At 60.5% G+C, this 15,185-nt stretch carries 16 protein-coding genes; 10 read left to right on the top strand and 6 right to left on the bottom strand.

Going from position 1 to position 15,185, the window contains the following annotated elements; all coding sequences use genetic code 11:
* The first annotated feature begins 54 nt into the window (after positions 1 to 54).
* On the top strand, positions 55 to 486 hold the full coding sequence (gene arsN2 / locus T3A99_RS07020; protein ID WP_274090728.1) for an arsenic resistance N-acetyltransferase ArsN2: 432 nt from the start codon (positions 55 to 57) through the stop codon (positions 484 to 486).
* Here the strand turns inward: arsN2 and chrA are convergent.
* Positions 483 to 1,838, bottom strand: coding sequence for a chromate efflux transporter (gene chrA / locus T3A99_RS07015; protein WP_274090727.1), 1,356 nt, complete (start codon positions 1,836 to 1,838; stop codon positions 483 to 485). The genes arsN2 and chrA overlap by 4 nt on opposite strands.
* A 299-nt stretch (positions 1,839 to 2,137) precedes the next feature.
* On the opposite strand from chrA, the gene T3A99_RS07010 reads away from it, so the two are divergent.
* The 4 genes from T3A99_RS07010 to T3A99_RS06995 all read left to right on the top strand — a co-directional run bounded on the left by T3A99_RS07010 (position 2,138) and on the right by T3A99_RS06995 (position 7,201).
* The gene (locus tag T3A99_RS07010) at positions 2,138 to 3,709 is read left to right on the top strand and encodes a GGDEF domain-containing protein (protein ID WP_188251336.1); all 1,572 of its coding nucleotides are present in this window, start codon (positions 2,138 to 2,140) and stop codon (positions 3,707 to 3,709) included.
* A gap of 107 nt (positions 3,710 to 3,816) precedes the next feature.
* A complete protein-coding gene (xth, locus tag T3A99_RS07005) occupies positions 3,817 to 4,611 on the top strand; it encodes an exodeoxyribonuclease III (protein WP_047228513.1) in 795 nt (264 codons plus the stop codon).
* A 110-nt stretch (positions 4,612 to 4,721) separates the two neighbouring features.
* Entirely contained in the window at positions 4,722 to 5,540 is an 819-nt protein-coding gene (locus tag T3A99_RS07000) for an arylamine N-acetyltransferase family protein (RefSeq protein WP_107322271.1), read from the top strand.
* Positions 5,541 to 5,680: 140 nt separating this feature from the next.
* Positions 5,681 to 7,201, top strand: a complete 1,521-nt coding sequence (locus tag T3A99_RS06995) for a nucleobase:cation symporter-2 family protein (protein WP_092400548.1) — start codon at positions 5,681 to 5,683, stop codon at positions 7,199 to 7,201.
* 96 nt (positions 7,202 to 7,297) lie between these two features.
* Here the strand turns inward: T3A99_RS06995 and T3A99_RS06990 are convergent, their stop codons facing one another.
* Complete coding sequence (locus T3A99_RS06990; RefSeq protein ID WP_047228510.1) at positions 7,298 to 7,648, bottom strand: hypothetical protein; 351 nt, start codon at positions 7,646 to 7,648, stop codon at positions 7,298 to 7,300.
* A 161-nt stretch (positions 7,649 to 7,809) separates the two neighbouring features.
* On the opposite strand from T3A99_RS06990, the gene T3A99_RS06985 reads away from it, so the two are divergent.
* Positions 7,810 to 8,628, top strand: coding sequence for a shikimate 5-dehydrogenase (locus T3A99_RS06985; protein ID WP_107322272.1), 819 nt, complete (start codon positions 7,810 to 7,812; stop codon positions 8,626 to 8,628).
* Here T3A99_RS06985 and T3A99_RS06980 read toward each other — a convergent pair whose 3' ends face one another.
* Complete coding sequence (locus T3A99_RS06980) at positions 8,629 to 9,276, bottom strand: YceH family protein (protein ID WP_047228508.1); 648 nt, start codon at positions 9,274 to 9,276, stop codon at positions 8,629 to 8,631.
* Between the two features lie 130 nt (positions 9,277 to 9,406).
* Between T3A99_RS06980 and T3A99_RS06975 the strand changes: the two genes are divergently transcribed.
* Positions 9,407 to 9,916: a DUF1993 domain-containing protein gene (locus tag T3A99_RS06975; RefSeq protein WP_107322273.1), complete on the top strand. Its 510-nt coding sequence runs from the start codon at positions 9,407 to 9,409 to the stop codon at positions 9,914 to 9,916.
* 189 nt (positions 9,917 to 10,105) lie between these two features.
* On the opposite strand, the gene sstT is transcribed toward T3A99_RS06975, so the two are convergent.
* Complete coding sequence (sstT, locus tag T3A99_RS06970; protein ID WP_047228506.1) at positions 10,106 to 11,338, bottom strand: serine/threonine transporter SstT; 1,233 nt, start codon at positions 11,336 to 11,338, stop codon at positions 10,106 to 10,108.
* Positions 11,339 to 11,621: 283 nt separating this feature from the next.
* On the opposite strand from sstT, the gene T3A99_RS06965 reads away from it, so the two are divergent.
* Positions 11,622 to 12,779 (top strand): MFS transporter, encoded by a 1,158-nt coding sequence (locus T3A99_RS06965; protein ID WP_047228505.1) that lies wholly within the window; start codon positions 11,622 to 11,624, stop codon positions 12,777 to 12,779.
* Here the strand turns inward: T3A99_RS06965 and nhaR are convergent.
* Positions 12,776 to 13,672 carry a transcriptional activator NhaR gene (gene nhaR / locus T3A99_RS06960; protein ID WP_076383964.1) on the bottom strand — a complete coding sequence of 299 codons (897 nt, stop codon included), beginning with the start codon at positions 13,670 to 13,672 and terminating at the stop codon, positions 12,776 to 12,778. The two genes, T3A99_RS06965 and nhaR, sit on opposite strands and share 4 nt — an antisense overlap.
* Before the next feature lie 135 nt (positions 13,673 to 13,807).
* Between nhaR and T3A99_RS06955 the strand changes: the two genes are divergently transcribed.
* Both T3A99_RS06955 and T3A99_RS06950 read left to right on the top strand, forming a co-directional pair.
* On the top strand, positions 13,808 to 14,059 hold the full coding sequence (locus tag T3A99_RS06955; protein WP_107322275.1) for a hypothetical protein: 252 nt from the start codon (positions 13,808 to 13,810) through the stop codon (positions 14,057 to 14,059).
* A gap of 28 nt (positions 14,060 to 14,087) precedes the next feature.
* Positions 14,088 to 14,837: a TerC family protein gene (locus T3A99_RS06950; RefSeq protein ID WP_047228502.1), complete on the top strand. Its 750-nt coding sequence runs from the start codon at positions 14,088 to 14,090 to the stop codon at positions 14,835 to 14,837.
* Between the two features lie 76 nt (positions 14,838 to 14,913).
* Here T3A99_RS06950 and T3A99_RS06945 read toward each other — a convergent pair whose 3' ends face one another.
* The gene (locus T3A99_RS06945; protein ID WP_171061342.1) at positions 14,914 to 15,081 is read right to left on the bottom strand and encodes a hypothetical protein; all 168 of its coding nucleotides are present in this window, start codon (positions 15,079 to 15,081) and stop codon (positions 14,914 to 14,916) included.
* Between the last annotated feature and the right edge of the window lie 104 nt (positions 15,082 to 15,185).

Below are 15,185 nucleotides of genomic sequence, written 5' to 3'. Positions count from 1 at the left end.
AGGAGAGTGCTGGCGGCGTAGTTTCCTGGGCAGAACCTCTGTCAGAGCAATGCCATGCACATGACCGAACTGAGCAATGAGGAGTTGGAACCGTTGCGCCAGGCGCTGATCCTGGCGGGTCTGCCAGTGGACGACCTGAACCAGCAGGGCCGACGTTTTTTCAGCTTCAAGCAAGCAGACGCTCAGACGGCATTTGGCGGGATCGAGGGGGAGGGCGCGGACCGATTGTTACGCTCTCTGGTGGTCCCTGAGGGGCTGCGGGGGCGCGGCATAGGTGCAGCGATACTGGTCGCTCTGGAAGACTTTGCGAAAAACCAAGGTGTGGAGCGCCTTCACCTGCTCACTGCCAGTGCTGCCAGCTTCTTTGTCGCCCAGGGGTATCAGCCGCGTGACCGTTCGCTGGCGCCGATGTCGATCAGCGAAACGGCCCAATTCAGATCATTGTGCCCGGCCTCGGCGGCCTACCTGAGCAAATGCCTCATCTAACGCAGTAGATGCACGGCCAGGCCGGTCAGTCCGCATCCCAGTAGCACCTGGATGACGCCGCGTTTGTAGCGAAACAGCGCAATGGCGGCGGCGAGCGCGATGATTGCCGACGGCCAGTCCAGCGCACCGGAAAAACCGCTGGGCCAAAGCACGTGGTAACCGAAGAAGCAGGCCAGGTTGAGGATCACCCCGACCACGGCGGCAGTAATCGCCGTCAGCGGTGCGGTGAATTTCAGCTCGTTATGCGTCGACTCCACCAACGGCCCACCCGCGAGGATGAACAGGAATGAGGGCAGGAACGTAAACCAGGTCACCAGCGTGGCGGCAACCGCGCCAGCGAGGAAGGCCTGTTCAGGGCCGAACACCTGCATCACGTAGCCACCGACGAAGCCGACGAAAGCGACCACCATGATCAACGGGCCGGGAGTGGTTTCGCCGAGGGCCAGACCATCGATCATCTGTGTTGGGGTCAGCCAGCCGAAATGTCCGACAGCGCCTTGATACACATAGGGCAGAACCGCATAGGCGCCACCAAACGTCAGCAAGGCCGCCTTGGTGAAGAACCAGGCCATTTGCGTCAGGGTGCCTTCCCAGCCGAACAACAGGGTCAACACACCCATCGGCAAGGCCCACAGCAGGGCGCCGATGATCGCCAGCCGGGCCAGTCGCAAGGCGCTGAAGCGGGCATGCTCCGGGGGCGGGGTGTCATCGTCGATCAATGCCGGACCAAAGGACTGATGCGTGGCGTTGTGCCCGCCCAGGCTGAACTTTTCCGGTGCCCAGTGGCCGCCGAAGTACCCGATGACCGCCGCTCCCAGCACGATCAGCGGGAAGGGGAGATTGAAAGCGAATATCGCGGTGAACGAGCCGGCGGCGATGGCCCACAGCCAACTGTTCTTGAGCGCGCGCGAACCTATCCGGTGGGCGGCATGCACGACGATCGCGGTCACGGCTGGCTTGATGCCATAAAAAATCCCGGCCACCACCGGCACTTCGCCAAAGGCGACATACAGCCAGGACAATGTGATGAGAATGAACAGCGAAGGCAGCACAAATAGCGCCCCGGCAATGATCCCGCCCCAGCTGCGGTGCATCAGCCAGCCCAGGTACGTCGCCAATTGCTGCGCCTCGGGGCCTGGCAGCAGCATGCAGTAATTGAGGGCATGCAGAAAGCGTCGTTCGGAAATCCAGCGTCGGCGCTCCACCAACTCCTGGTGCATGATCGAGATTTGTCCTGCCGGCCCACCGAAACTGATAAAGCCCAGCTTGAGCCAGAACCAGAACGCCTCGCGCAAGCTGATGGCCGAGGGGCTGGACAACGGGTCGTCGACGGTCGGGATGGGTTTATTCATGGTCGGCCGGTGCTTGGATGGCAAAGGCGACCTACGTTATGGGGCGTTACGCAATTTTGATAGCCCTGGCAAAGCGATTCATGAAAAAAACCGGCTTTCCGGGATTGTCGCCATTGGGGGGATTTTCCGGCCAGAACGGGTGAATTTGACAGGGCCATGCGCAGGATTTTGGATCCATTGAGCCACCCATCGGCTATGCCACACCGGCAAATTGCCGCCCCCCCAGGCGGTAGGCTAAGCTCACGAATATTGGGGGCTTTGAGGGTTTCGCTCATGCTTTGCCCCCCTCAGGAATTCGCTTGCCTATCCCCCATTTTGATCCGTTCCATGTCCCCGGCGGTGCCCTCAAGCGCCTGCCGTTGCTCAAGGCAGCGGTGGCGTTTATCGCGGCGGTCTGCCTGTGCCTGTGTGGCCTGCTTTTTTTGCAACTGGAACAGTCTCGTCGCTACGACCTGGAGTCGGCGCGCACCGCCTCAGCCAACCTCACCCGGGCCATGGCCCAACAGGCTCAGGACACGTTCCAGCAGACAGACCTGGTCCTGACCAGCCTGGCGGACTGGATAGAGAGCGACGGTTTCGGTCCGGCGCTGCAACCACGTCTGCAGAAAACCTTTGCCCGGCGCGTGCAAGCCCTGGAGCAATTGCATGGCCTGTTCCTGTTCGATAAGCACGGTCATTGGGTCATTACGTCCTTTGAACAACTGCACAGGGGCCCAGGGGTAGCAGATCGGGACTACTTTACGTTCCATCAGCAGAACACCGCCCTGATCGCTCATATCGGGCCGGCTATCCGCAGTCGACAAAATGGCGAGTGGATCATCCCGGTGTCGCGGCGCTTGAATGATCAGGACGGCAATTTCCAGGGCGTATTGTTGGCCGGGATCAAGATGTCGTACTTCGATCGATTCTTCGAAAGCTTCAGCCTCGCTGATCAAGACGAGATGGTCCTGGCCTTGTCCGACGGGACCTTGCTGGCCCGGCGCCCCTTCGACGAGGCGAAAATCGGTCGATCCCTGGCCGAGGAACCGGTCTTTCAGCATGAGTTGTACAGCGAAAGCGCCGGTACCGCGACCATCCGCTCCGCTGCCGATGGCGTCCTCAGGCTCTATGACCACCAGCATTTACAGGCCTATCCACTGGTGGTCACTGCCGCGATGTCCGAACAGGCGATTCTGGCGGGGTGGCACGACAGAGCCTTCAAATCCAGTCTCATCGTAGCGTTGGTGGTGTTGGGTATCTGCCTGTTCGGCTGGGTATTCGTGCGCCAGTTGCGCAACAGCGAACGGATCGAAGCGGACCTGCGCAAGGCCCAGGAGGCGTTGGAGCTGATTGCCACCCATGACAGCCTGACTGGGCTTGCGAACCGTCGGCTGTTCGAGCGGGCCCTGGACATCGAGTTCGGCCGGGGTGCCCGCCAGCGCAGCCCCTTGAGCCTGATCATGCTCGATATCGATTTCTTCAAGCGTTACAACGACACCTACGGCCACGTGGCCGGGGATCATTGTCTGGCAGAAATGGCGAAGGTGCTCAAGGGCTGCTGTCATCGCAAGGCTGACCTTGCCGTGCGTTATGGCGGCGAGGAGTTCGCGGTGCTGCTGCCCGATACCAACCTGCAAGGGGCCTTGGCCCTGGCCGAGCAGATCCGCCGCAGCGTTATCGACCAACACATCACCCATGCCGGCTCTCCTACCGGCTACTTGACGGTGAGCCTGGGCTGCTACGCGTTTGTGCCCAGCAGTCTGGACAGCATTGAAGTGTTCCTCCAGCGGGCCGACGCGGCGCTTTATCAGGCCAAGCACAGCGGGCGCAACCGAGTGGCGGCGTTATCGATGGAAGACGGGTTTGATACGCTGGCGCGCTCGGATCGTTGAGGTCGCAGAAATCATCAAAATCGATGGCCGGGAGATCGTAAGTCGTTGCAACCACCACGGTGGCTTGTCGGTCACAGCTAGTGTCCTGGATCTGGAGCCCTGGCCCGATGAAAAACCTGCGCATAGCGACCTTCAATATCAACGGCATCCGGGCCCGACTGCCCAATCTGCTGGAGTGGCTGGAGCGGGAGAAACCCGACATTGTCTGCTTGCAGGAACTCAAGGCAGCGGACAAGGATTTCCCCACAGCGCAGCTGGAATCGGTCGGTTACGGATCGCTCTGGCACGGCCAGGCGTCCTGGAATGGCGTTGCGATCCTGGCCCGTGATGCGCAACCGCTGGAGAGCCGCCGTGGTTTGCCCGGTGGTGACGATGACCGCCACAGTCGTTACCTGGAGGCTGCGGTGCATGGCGTGCTGGTGGGTTGTCTTTATCTGCCTAACGGCAACCCGCAACCTGGGCCCAAATTCGATTACAAACTGGCCTGGTTCGAACGGCTGATCGCTTATGCCCAGGGGCTGCAGGCCAGCGATCATCCGGTGGTGCTGGCGGGTGATTACAACGTGGTGCCCACCGACCTGGACATCTACAACCCGCGTTCCTGGCTCAAGGATGCCCTGCTGCAACCCGAAAGCCGCGAGTGTTACCAAAGGTTGCTCGACCAGGGTTGGACCGATTCGTTGCGCCATCTGTACCCGGACGAGCGGGTATACACCTTCTGGGATTATTTCCGTCAGCACTGGCAAAAGAACTCCGGGCTGCGCATCGATCACCTGCTGCTCAACCCGGCGGCCAGTCCTTACCTGAGCGAGGCGGGCGTGGACGCATGGGTCAGGAATCAACCGCATCCCAGCGACCATGCTCCGACCTGGATCCGGCTCGCTTCGCGAAAACGTCGGTGAGGGAGCGAGGTCTGCGGTCGGTTATTGTCTCGCAAAGGCGAATGCCTTATATCTGCACCCCAGCAGCGGACTTTTTGTAAGCCCTGCACTGGACAGGAAAGGACATCCTCATGAGCCAAACCCGACTGAACGATTCGGGCCGTTATCTGCAACGCCTGGGCTTCGACACACCGCCAGCCCCGACCCTCGACACCTTGCGCCTGCTTCAACGACGCCACACCGCCGAGTTCCCCTTTGAAACCCTTTCGACGCTGCTGGGCCAACCCGTCCCCATCGACCTCGAATCAGTGGAGCGAAAAGTCTTCGAACAAGGCCGCGGCGGCTACTGCTATGAGCTCAATCAATTGTTCCTGGCGCTGCTGTTGGAACTGGGCTTCGAAGCCCGAGGCATCACCGGACGGGTGGTGATGAATGCCCCCGAGGGTGCCTGGCCCGCCCGCACCCACCGCCTCAGCCTGGTGACGCTTGACGGCGTGCGTTACACCACCGATGTCGGCTTCGGCGGCATGGTGCCTACTGCGCCGCTGCTGCTGGACAGCCGTGACATCCAGGCCACTCCCCACGAACCCTATCGCATCGAGGCTCACCCGGACGGCTATCTGCTGCGTGCCTGCGTGGCCGACGAATGGCGGCCGATGTACCTGTTCGATCTGCAGCGCCAGGAAGACATCGACTACACCGTCGGCAATTGGTACGTCAGCAACCACCCCGAGTCGCCATTCATGGGCCGGTTGATGGTGGCTCGCACTGGCGATGGATTGCGCAAGACCCTGAACGGAAACAGCTATGCCTTGCACCGGATAGGCGAGCAAAGCGAGCGCCGGACAATCACCGACGCCGACGAACTGATCGACCTGCTGGAAAACGAGTTTGGTCTGCGCGTACCGCCACGCGAGCTTTTACGGCCCGCCGTGGTTGGGCTTCTGTAACGAAGTGGGGTAGCAGGGGAGGCGCAAGGATCCGCGGGAGAGGATGGCTGTGCGCAACAAGTTGTATACAACTCTATGGACATTTGTCCTGAGTTTTGAATACAGTGTGCGCATAACAAAAAACAGGGAACTCCCGAACCATGAAAACGCCCCATGTTTCACTCCCACGGCCCGAGGACGAAAACCTTGGCGTCGGCGCGAATATGGCTTACGGCCTGCAACATGTGTTGACCATGTACGGTGGCATCGTCGCTGTGCCACTGATCATCGGTCAGGCCGCCGGTTTGTCACCGGCGGACATCGGCCTGTTGATCGCGGCGTCATTGTTCGCGGGGGGGCTTGCAACATTGTTGCAAACCCTTGGCCTGCCGTTTTTCGGCTGTCAGTTGCCTCTCGTGCAGGGCGTTTCGTTTTCCGGGGTCGCGACCATGGTGGCGATCGTCGGCAGCGGCGGAGAAGGGGGGTTCCAGGCCATCCTCGGAGCGGTGATCGCCGCGTCCTTGATCGGCTTGCTGATTACCCCGGTGTTCTCGCGAATCACCCGGTTCTTTCCGCCGCTGGTCACTGGCATCGTCATCACCACCATTGGCCTGACCTTGATGCCGGTAGCTGCTCGCTGGGCAATGGGCGGCAATAGCCATGCCGCCGATTTCGGCAGCATGGCCAATATCGGTTTGGCCGCCGTCACCCTGGTTCTGGTGCTGCTGCTGAGCAAAATGGGCAGCGCGACGATCTCGCGGCTGTCGATTCTGCTGGCAATGGTCATTGGCACGGTCATCGCCGTATTCCTGGGTATGGCGGACTTTTCATCCGTCAGCCAAGGCCCGATGTTCGGTTTCCCCACACCTTTCCACTTTGGCATGCCGACTTTTCATGTCGCGGCCATTCTGTCGATGTGCATCGTGATCATGGTGACATTGGTGGAAACGTCCGCCGATATCCTCGCGGTGGGCGAGATCATCGATACCAAAGTCGACTCCAGGCGGCTGGGTAACGGCTTGCGGGCCGACATGCTGTCGAGCATGATCGCGCCGATCTTTGGCTCTTTCACCCAGAGCGCCTTTGCCCAGAATGTCGGACTGGTGGCGGTGACGGGGATCAAGAGCCGTTTCGTGGTGGCAACTGGCGGGGTATTTCTGGTGGTACTCGGGCTGCTGCCGTTCATGGGCCGAGTGATCGCGGCGGTGCCGACTTCGGTGTTGGGCGGTGCCGGTATTGTGCTGTTCGGCACCGTGGCTGCCAGCGGCATCCGCACGCTGTCAAAAGTCGACTACCGCAACAACGTCAACCTGATCATCGTCGCCACCTCTATCGGTTTTGGCATGATTCCCATCGCCGCGCCGAATTTCTACGATCATTTCCCGAGCTGGTTCGCGACGATCTTCCATTCGGGCATCAGCTCTTCGGCGATCATGGCAATCGTGCTGAACCTGGCCTTCAATCACTTCACCCGGGGTAACTCGGATCAACAGTCCGTATTCGCCGCCGGTACCGAGCGGGTGTTGCGTTATCAGGACCTGGCGGCGCTGCGTGAAGGCGACTACTTCAGTGACGGCAAGCTGCACGACTGCGATGGTAACGAGATTCCGGTGGTGGCGGAGGCAGCCCATGCACCGGTAGAGCATGGCCCGGTACGATTGAAAAGCAGCGAGCACGTCTAGCCTCGTGACGACGGCGCTTGCTCGGCTTTATGTCTCTTAATAAGGAAAGGCCTGTGATCGAGGATCACAGGCCTTTCTTTTTGCCTCAGAGACTGATCACCAGCGCCCGTAATGACCGCGCGGTGGGCCGTAGTAATAGCCCCGTGGTGGCCCGTAATACACCGGCGCCGGACGATAGTAGACAGGGCGCTCGATGTAGACCGGCTGTGGCTGGTAGTAGACCGGTGGCGGCTGCTGCACATAAACCGGTTGTGGCTGGACGTACACCGGTTGCTGCACGTAGACCGGACGATCACGGTTGATGATCGCTGAGCCGACGATGGCCGAACCAACGATTGCGCCAAACACGGCGGGCCCCTCCCAACCACCTCGACCATGGGCGGATGCCTGGCCGGTGACCGCGAGTGCCCCCATGAGCAGGGCGATGATGGGGAGTTGACGGTTCATAACGATTCCTCGTTTTGGCCCCGGCGCCTGTGGTCTGCAACAGACCCGAATGAGGGTCGCGGGGATACTTGCTCTGACAGCGATTTTTTCAGAATTTACCGTGCCGTTGGGTAAATATTGTGTAAGGTCTGTAGCGGTTTCTTTACTGCAAGGAGTCACGCATGCAGATCAACCCCAACAAAGACACTCAACTGTGCATGTCACTATCGGCGCGCCCTGGGAACTTCGGCCTGCGCTTTCACAATCACCTGTATGAGCAACTGGGGCTGAATTTCTACTACAAGGCATTCAGCAGCCAGGACTTGCCCGGTGCTGTAGGCGGCATCCGCGCCTTGGGCATCCGCGGGTGCGGGGTGTCGATGCCGTTCAAGGAAGACTGCATCGCCCTGGTCGACGAACTCGATCCTTCCGCCGCCGCGATCCAGTCCATCAATACCATCGTCAACACCGATGGCCATTTAAAGGCCTACAACACCGACTACATCGCGATCGCCCAATTGCTGCAAACCCATGCGGTGCCCAAGGATTCAACCTTTGCTCTGCGCGGTAGCGGCGGCATGGCCAAGGCCGTGGCCAGCGCCTTGCGCGACGGTGGTTACTCAAACGGTTTGATCGTGGCCCGCAACGAAACCGCCGGGCGAGCCTTGGCCGGCTCCCTGGGTTACGAGTGGCAGGCTGAACTGGGGCAGCGACGGCCGCAGATGCTGATCAACGTCACGCCGATCGGCATGACCGGTGGCCCGGAAGCCGATCAACTGGCGTTCGAGCCCGAGACCATCGCAGCGGCCGAGACGGTGTTCGATGTGGTGGCGATCCCGTCGCAAACGCCGCTGATCGTGCGCGCCCAGGCTGAGGGCAAACGGGTCATCACCGGGCTCGAAGTGATTGCGATCCAGGCCCTGGAGCAGTTTGTCCTGTACACAGGCGTGCGGCCCAGCGCGGAACAATTCAAGAAGGCCGTGGCGTTCGCTCGATCCTGATTACTCCAGTCGCGCCAGCCGTTCTTCCAACGCCGCGATCCGCGCTTCGAGTTCTTCGATGCGCTCCAGCGACACGCCGCTGCCGGCACCACGCTCCACGGGATGCTGGCGGGCGGCGAGGATCGCTTCGATATCCGCCGGGTCGCCCATGGCGTGCATGTAACGGTCTTCCCGCTGGCCGGGCTGGCGCGGCACCAACAGCGCCAAGCCACGGGCGATCAGCCGTTCAAGCTGATGCACCACCTGTTCGGTGTCTTCGAAATCGTGCATCCGCCCGCTACGGGTCAGCAGTTCATTGACTGTCTGCGGGCCGCGCAAGAACAGCAACCCCATCAGAATCACTTGGGCCGGCACCAACTCCAGGGCCTTGTCGACCCGATGCTCCCAGCGGTCGGCGCGGCTGCCCATCACCAGTTTGGTAAAGCCGCGACCTTCCAGGGCACGCAGGCTCTGGCCGACCTGGCCCGGATTGAGGTTCATGACCGGCTCACGGCTGGTCTTCTGGTTGCAGGCCAGCACCAGGGCGTTGAGCGTCAGCGGGTAGGTCTCGGGGTTGGTGGCCTGCTTTTCGACCAGCGCGCCGAGAATGCGGATTTCCGTGCTGTTGAGCCGCGGTTCTTCGGCCGGGCTTTGTTCTTCGATACTCATCGCGCGTTCCCTATGCTGTGGAAGCCGCCTAGCCTAATCCTTGCGCAATAAAAGACAAGGTGCGCAACAAGGCGCGGCTATAATCGCACCCGTTTGATTTGTCCTTTCCTGCCACCTGCATGAGATCGCCATGACTATTTCCCTGTACGCCGCTTCCATCCCGGTTTTCAAGCAGATGCTCAACGCCCTGAGTGATGTCCTGAACAAGGCTGAAGCCCACGCCACTGCGAAAAACATCGACCCGAACGCGTTCCTGCAAGCCCGCCTGTACCCTGACATGTTCCCCCTGGTACGCCAGGTGCAGATCGCGGTGGACTTCGCCAAAGGCGTGTCCGCGCGTCTGGCCGAGCTTGAAGTGCCGAAATATGACGACAGCGAAACCACCTTTGCCGAACTGCAAGCCTTGATCACCAAGGTATTGGCGTTCATCGACGGCATCAGCCCCGAGCAGATCGACGGCAAGGAAGGCATCGAAATCGTCACCCGTCCGGGCACGCCGAAGGAAAAACGCTTCACCGGCCAGACCTACCTGCTGAGCTATGGTCTGCCGCAGTTCTTCTTCCACGTCACCACCACCTATGCGCTGCTGCGCCACAATGGCGTGGAAGTGGGCAAACGCGACTACATGGGCGCGTTCTAAACCCGCCAGCATGAAAAAGCCCGGGACGGTGTGGGCCGTCCCGGGCTTTTTCATGCTGGCGGTCTGTTTACACGGTGGCTGTGCCATCGCTATCGCGAGCAGGCTCGCTCCCGCATTGGATTTGTATCTGCCACAAACCCTGTGGGAGCGAGCCTGCTCGCGATGACGGTCATACCTCCAGCGCCGCTGTCAGGCCACGCGTTCGCGCTTCTCTTCCTCACCCAAGCAAGCCGCCGCGGTGAACAGCACATCGGTAGAGGAATTGAGCGCAGTCTCCGCCGAATCCTGCAGGACGCCGATAATGAAGCCCACGGCGACCACCTGCATGGCGATGTCGCTGGGAATGCCGAACAGGCTGCATGCCAGGGGAATCAGCAACAGCGAACCACCGGCCACGCCGGACGCGCCGCAGGCACAAATGGCCGCGACGACGCTCAGCAACACGGCGGTCGGCACGTCCACCACGATACCCAGGGTATGTACCGCCGCCAGGGTCAGTACGGTGATGGTAATGGCGGCGCCGGCCATGTTGATGGTCGCGCCCAGCGGGATCGATACCGAATAGGTGTCTTCGTGCAGGCCCAGGCGTTTGCTCAGTTCCAGGTTCACTGGGATATTCGCCGCCGAACTGCGGGTGAAGAACGCGGTAATGCCGCTCTCGCGCAGGCAGGTAAAGACCAGTGGGTACGGGTTGCGACGCAGCTTCCAGAACACGATGAGCGGGTTCATCACCAGCGCCACGAACAGCATGCAGCCAATCAGCACGGTCAACAGGTGAAGGTAGCCCAGCAACGCGCTGAAGCCTGAGGTTGCCAGGGTCGAGGCCACCAGGCCGAAGATCCCCAGCGGGGCGAAGCAGATGACCACGCGCACGATCACGGTCACGCCGTTGGACAGATCCCCGAGCACGGTACGGGTGGTTTCGCCAGCATGGCGAATGGCAATGCCCATGCCGATGGCCCAGGCCAGAATGCCGATGAAGTTGGCATTCATCAGGGCGCTGACCGGATTGTCCACCACGCTGAGCATCAAACTCTGCAGTACTTCGCCGATGCCGCCGGGGGCGGTGACGGCGACGTCATGGGACACCAGGACAAGGCTGGACGGAAACAGGGTACTGGCAACCACCGCGACCACTGCGGCGGCGAAAGTGCCGAGCAGGTACAGGAAGAGAATGGGCCGGATATGGGTTTCCTGACCGTGCTTGTGGTTGGCGATCGACGCCATGACCAGCACGAACACCAGGATCGGTGCCACGGCCTTGAGCGCTGACACAAAGACCTTACCGATGAAAGCGGTGGACTTGGCAAGGTCCGGTGCCAGCCACGCCAGGATGATGCCGGCGATCAGACCGATGACGATTTGCGTCACCAGGCCGGTGCGTTTGAGGCGGTGTAGAACGGAAGGAGACAAAGCAGTCATAACGGCATCTCTGATTTTTTTTGTGTGCAACGGTCGACCCCTCAGGGCAACAGGCGGGCAGGCCACGTGAGCGGGACCGAAAAGAAAGTACAGCGTTTGCAGGCCGCGGACTTTATCACAGCCCGCGGAAAAACCTGACGGACCTGTGACGATCCGTCGCTTGGGCGTTCACACGCGTTTGTCTGAGGGGCGCATTCTGTTAGGCTTTGGGCCAATCCCCTTTCTACTCTGCCAGCGACCCTTTTGGGCTGACGCTGGTGTCGTTGTTTTGCTGGAGTTCTGCATGTTGTCTGTTTTTCTGTTGTCGGCGGCTGGTTTTACAGTGCTGACCACCGAATTCATCATCGTCGGCCTGTTGCCATCCATTGCCCGCGACCTGCAAGTCACGATTGCCCAGGCCGGGCTGCTGGTCACGCTGTTTGCATTTACCGTGGCGGCATTCGGGCCGTTCCTGACCGCCTGGTTCGCCCGCTTTGAGCGGCGCAAGCTGTTTATCAGCGTGTTGGTGATGTTTGGTCTGGCCAACACACTGGCGGCGCTGGCCCCCAATATCGGCGTAATGGCCGTCGCCCGATTGATCCCAGCCTTGGGGCTACCGGTGTTCTGGGCATTGGCCAGTGAAACGGCAGTGGACATTGTCGGGCCGCAGTTTGCCGGGCGGGCCATCGCCCGGATCGGGTTCGGCATTGTCTGTGCCACGGTGTTCGGTATTCCAGTAGGCACGCTGATTTCTGATGCGTTCGGCTGGCGCAGCGCCTTCGCCATCCTGGCGTTCGTTGCGTTCGCCAAGGCCTTGCTGCTGTTTGTCTACCTGCCCAAAACCAATCTGCATCAGCACCAGGTCAGTTTGCGCTCGCAACTCAAGATATTGCGCAGCCCGTTGATGCAGGGCCATGTGCTGCTGTCGATCCTGGTGTTCAGCGGCATGTTCACCGCGTACACCTACCTGGCCGATATCCTCGAGCGCCTGGCCGGGTTCGACGGCACACTGGTGGGCTGGTGCCTGATGGGCTTCGGGGCCGTGGGGCTGGTGGGTAACTCTCTGGGCGGCCGCGCGGTGGACCGACACCCTTTGATCGCCTCGATGGTGTTTTGTCTGTTCCTGATCGGCGGCATGGTGGCGCTGGTGCCGAGCATTCATTCGACCGTCGGGCTGGCGGCAGCGATGGGCATCTGGGGAGTGACCCAGGCGGCCCTGTTCCTGGTCAGTCATGTACGACTGATGAAGGCCGCGCCTGAGGCTCCAGCCTTTGCCGCATCGCTGAACATCGCCGGGGCCAATCTGGGAATCGGCCTGGGGGCGATGGTCGGTGGGCGCGTCATCGATACCCTGGGCCTGGGCAGCGTTGGTTTTGCCGCGTCCGGGTTCATCCTCATATCGATCCTGCTGGCGTTGTTGCTGATGACCTTCAAGCCCCGTGCCGCCTGCGCGCAGTCCTAAGCGCTGAACAGCTCGCGTCGGGCACCTTCGGCGATGGCGACGATGCCCGGATGGCTGACCTTGCGCTCCACGGAAATGGCATAGAACGACTCGCTGACCGCATCGGTCTGGCCGATCACCTGTACGCCGTACTGACGCTGAACTTCTTCGGCGATCACGCTCGGGCCGATGAAAATTCCGCTGCCTGATTGCCCGAAGGCCTGCATCAGCGCGCTGTCGTCGAATTCGCCGACGATGCGTGGCTGGATCTGTTGCTCGGCGAACCAGCGTTGCAAGCGGCTGCGTACCACGGTTTCGGCACCTGGAATCAGCAGCGGGGCGTCATTCAGGCTGCGGGGGAAATCCTGCCCATAGCGCTCGGCCAGCGCAGCGGTGGCAAAGAAGCTGATCCCGCACTCTCCCAACTTCTGGCTATAACCCTTGATGTCCAGGTGGGTCGGCATCGGGCTGTCGGAAATCACCAGGTCCAGGCGCTGGATCGCCAGGTCCGCCAACAGCCGCTCGAGTTTGTCTTCGCGGCAAGTGATGCGCAGCGGCTCACTCAGCTCCATGGTCGGCGCCAGCAGCCGATAGACGATGGACTTGGGCACCACGTCCGCCACCCCGACCCGGAACAGCGTCTGCTGCTCATTGGGTTGCGCCCGGAGCATAAGCTCCAGTTCGCCACCCAACTGGAACATGTGTTCGGCATAGGGCAGCGTCTGGCGGCCAGCCTCGGTCAGTTCCAACTGTCGCCCGACGCGGCGAAACAACTTGATGTTAAAGGTTTGCTCGAGCAGCGAGATCTGCCCGCTGATGGTTTGTGGTGTCAGGTTCAGTTGCTCGCAGGCCCGCACAATGCTGCCGGTCTTGGCCACCACCCAGAAGTAATGCAACTGTCGGTAATTGAGCATAAGGCACACCGATCGTAAAAATCGAAGTATAACCGCTGAAAATACGAATTTTCCTGAAGTATTCACCTCTCTAGAATGCCGGGCCATCGGTGAGCCACCTTTGGTGCTCTGTTTAACCCTGAGAGGCATTTATCCATGACGTACAAAACCCTGGGTTTGGCGGCCTTGTTGGCAGTGTCTTCAATCGCCCTCGTTGGCTGTGAACAGGCCGAAAAAAGTGCCCAGCAGTTGATGGGGCAAGCCGCGGAAACGGCCAAGCAGGCAATCGATGACACCCATAAGGCTGCCGAACAGGCGATCAGCGAGGCCACTGGCGGGTTGATCAGCCCCAAGAAGAAGCCGGCGGATGAGGCTGAAGAATCCGAAACCTCCACCCAAACCATTTAACCCCGTCATATCGAGTCAGGACTGACCCATGGATTATCTTTTACAACTCGCTGCCAGCCCCACTGCATGGATCGCGCTGGCGACTCTGGTCGTCATGGAAATCGTGCTCGGCATCGATAACCTGATCTTCATTTCGATCCTGACCAATAAACTGCCCGAACAGCACCGCGCCAAGGCGCGGCGTATCGGCATTGGCATGGCGCTGATCCTGCGCCTGGGCTTGTTGAGTACCATTGCTTTCATCGTGCAGTTGACTGAGCCGGTTATCGAAATCCTCGGTCAGGCATTCTCCTGGAAGGACATGATCCTGATCGCCGGCGGCCTGTTCCTGCTGTGGAAAGCCACCACCGAGATCCACCACAGCATGGACCCGGCACCGAATGATCCGAAATCCGCCACCTCCGGCGTGACCCTCGGATTTGCCGCTGCGATCGGTCAGATCCTGATGCTGGACCTGGTATTTTCCATCGACAGCATCATTACCGCCGTGGGCATGACCGAGCATCTGCCGATCATGATCATCGCCGTCGTGATCTCGGTGTTGGTGATGTTGCTGGCGGCCGAGCCGCTGGCCAAGTTCATCAACGACAACCCGACAGTGGTCATGTTGGCGCTGGGCTTCCTGATCATGATCGGCATGACGTTGATCGCCGAAGGCTTTGGTGCTCATGTGCCCAAGGGCTATATCTACGCAGCTATGGCGTTCTCGGCAGCGATCGAGGTGTTGAACATGATGTCGCGTCGTCGTCAGCAAAGGGCGTTGGCTGACAAAGCCTGATTACAGGCACTCAAAAGCCGCCCGGGTCCATGCCCGGGCGGCTTTTTTTTTGGATTTTTGAAGGGCGGCGGGACGGTCAGTGTGCGGCGGCGTGGCGCCTGGCCGGTTTTGGTGCTTTTTCCGCCCGCGCTGGTCGTGGCGCAGGATGATGGCGGCGTGCAATGCGCAAAACGCCCCACAGCATGGCTGTGGCGACGCTTAACCAGCCGAATATCAGCATCAGGATTGTTGTGGTCAGGCTCATCTGTGCCTCCTTCTGCCCAAGTTCAGGGCGACGCACTCGTTACAATGGACAGTCTAGTCGCTAAAGTGTTGCAGGGAATCGATCGGTATTGATGACAGACGGAC

It is taken from the genome of Pseudomonas sp. N-137, from assembly GCF_034555295.1.
GTDB lineage: Bacteria > Pseudomonadota > Gammaproteobacteria > Pseudomonadales > Pseudomonadaceae > Aquipseudomonas > Aquipseudomonas rhizophila.
This window is presented reverse-complemented; position numbering and strand designations above follow the sequence as displayed.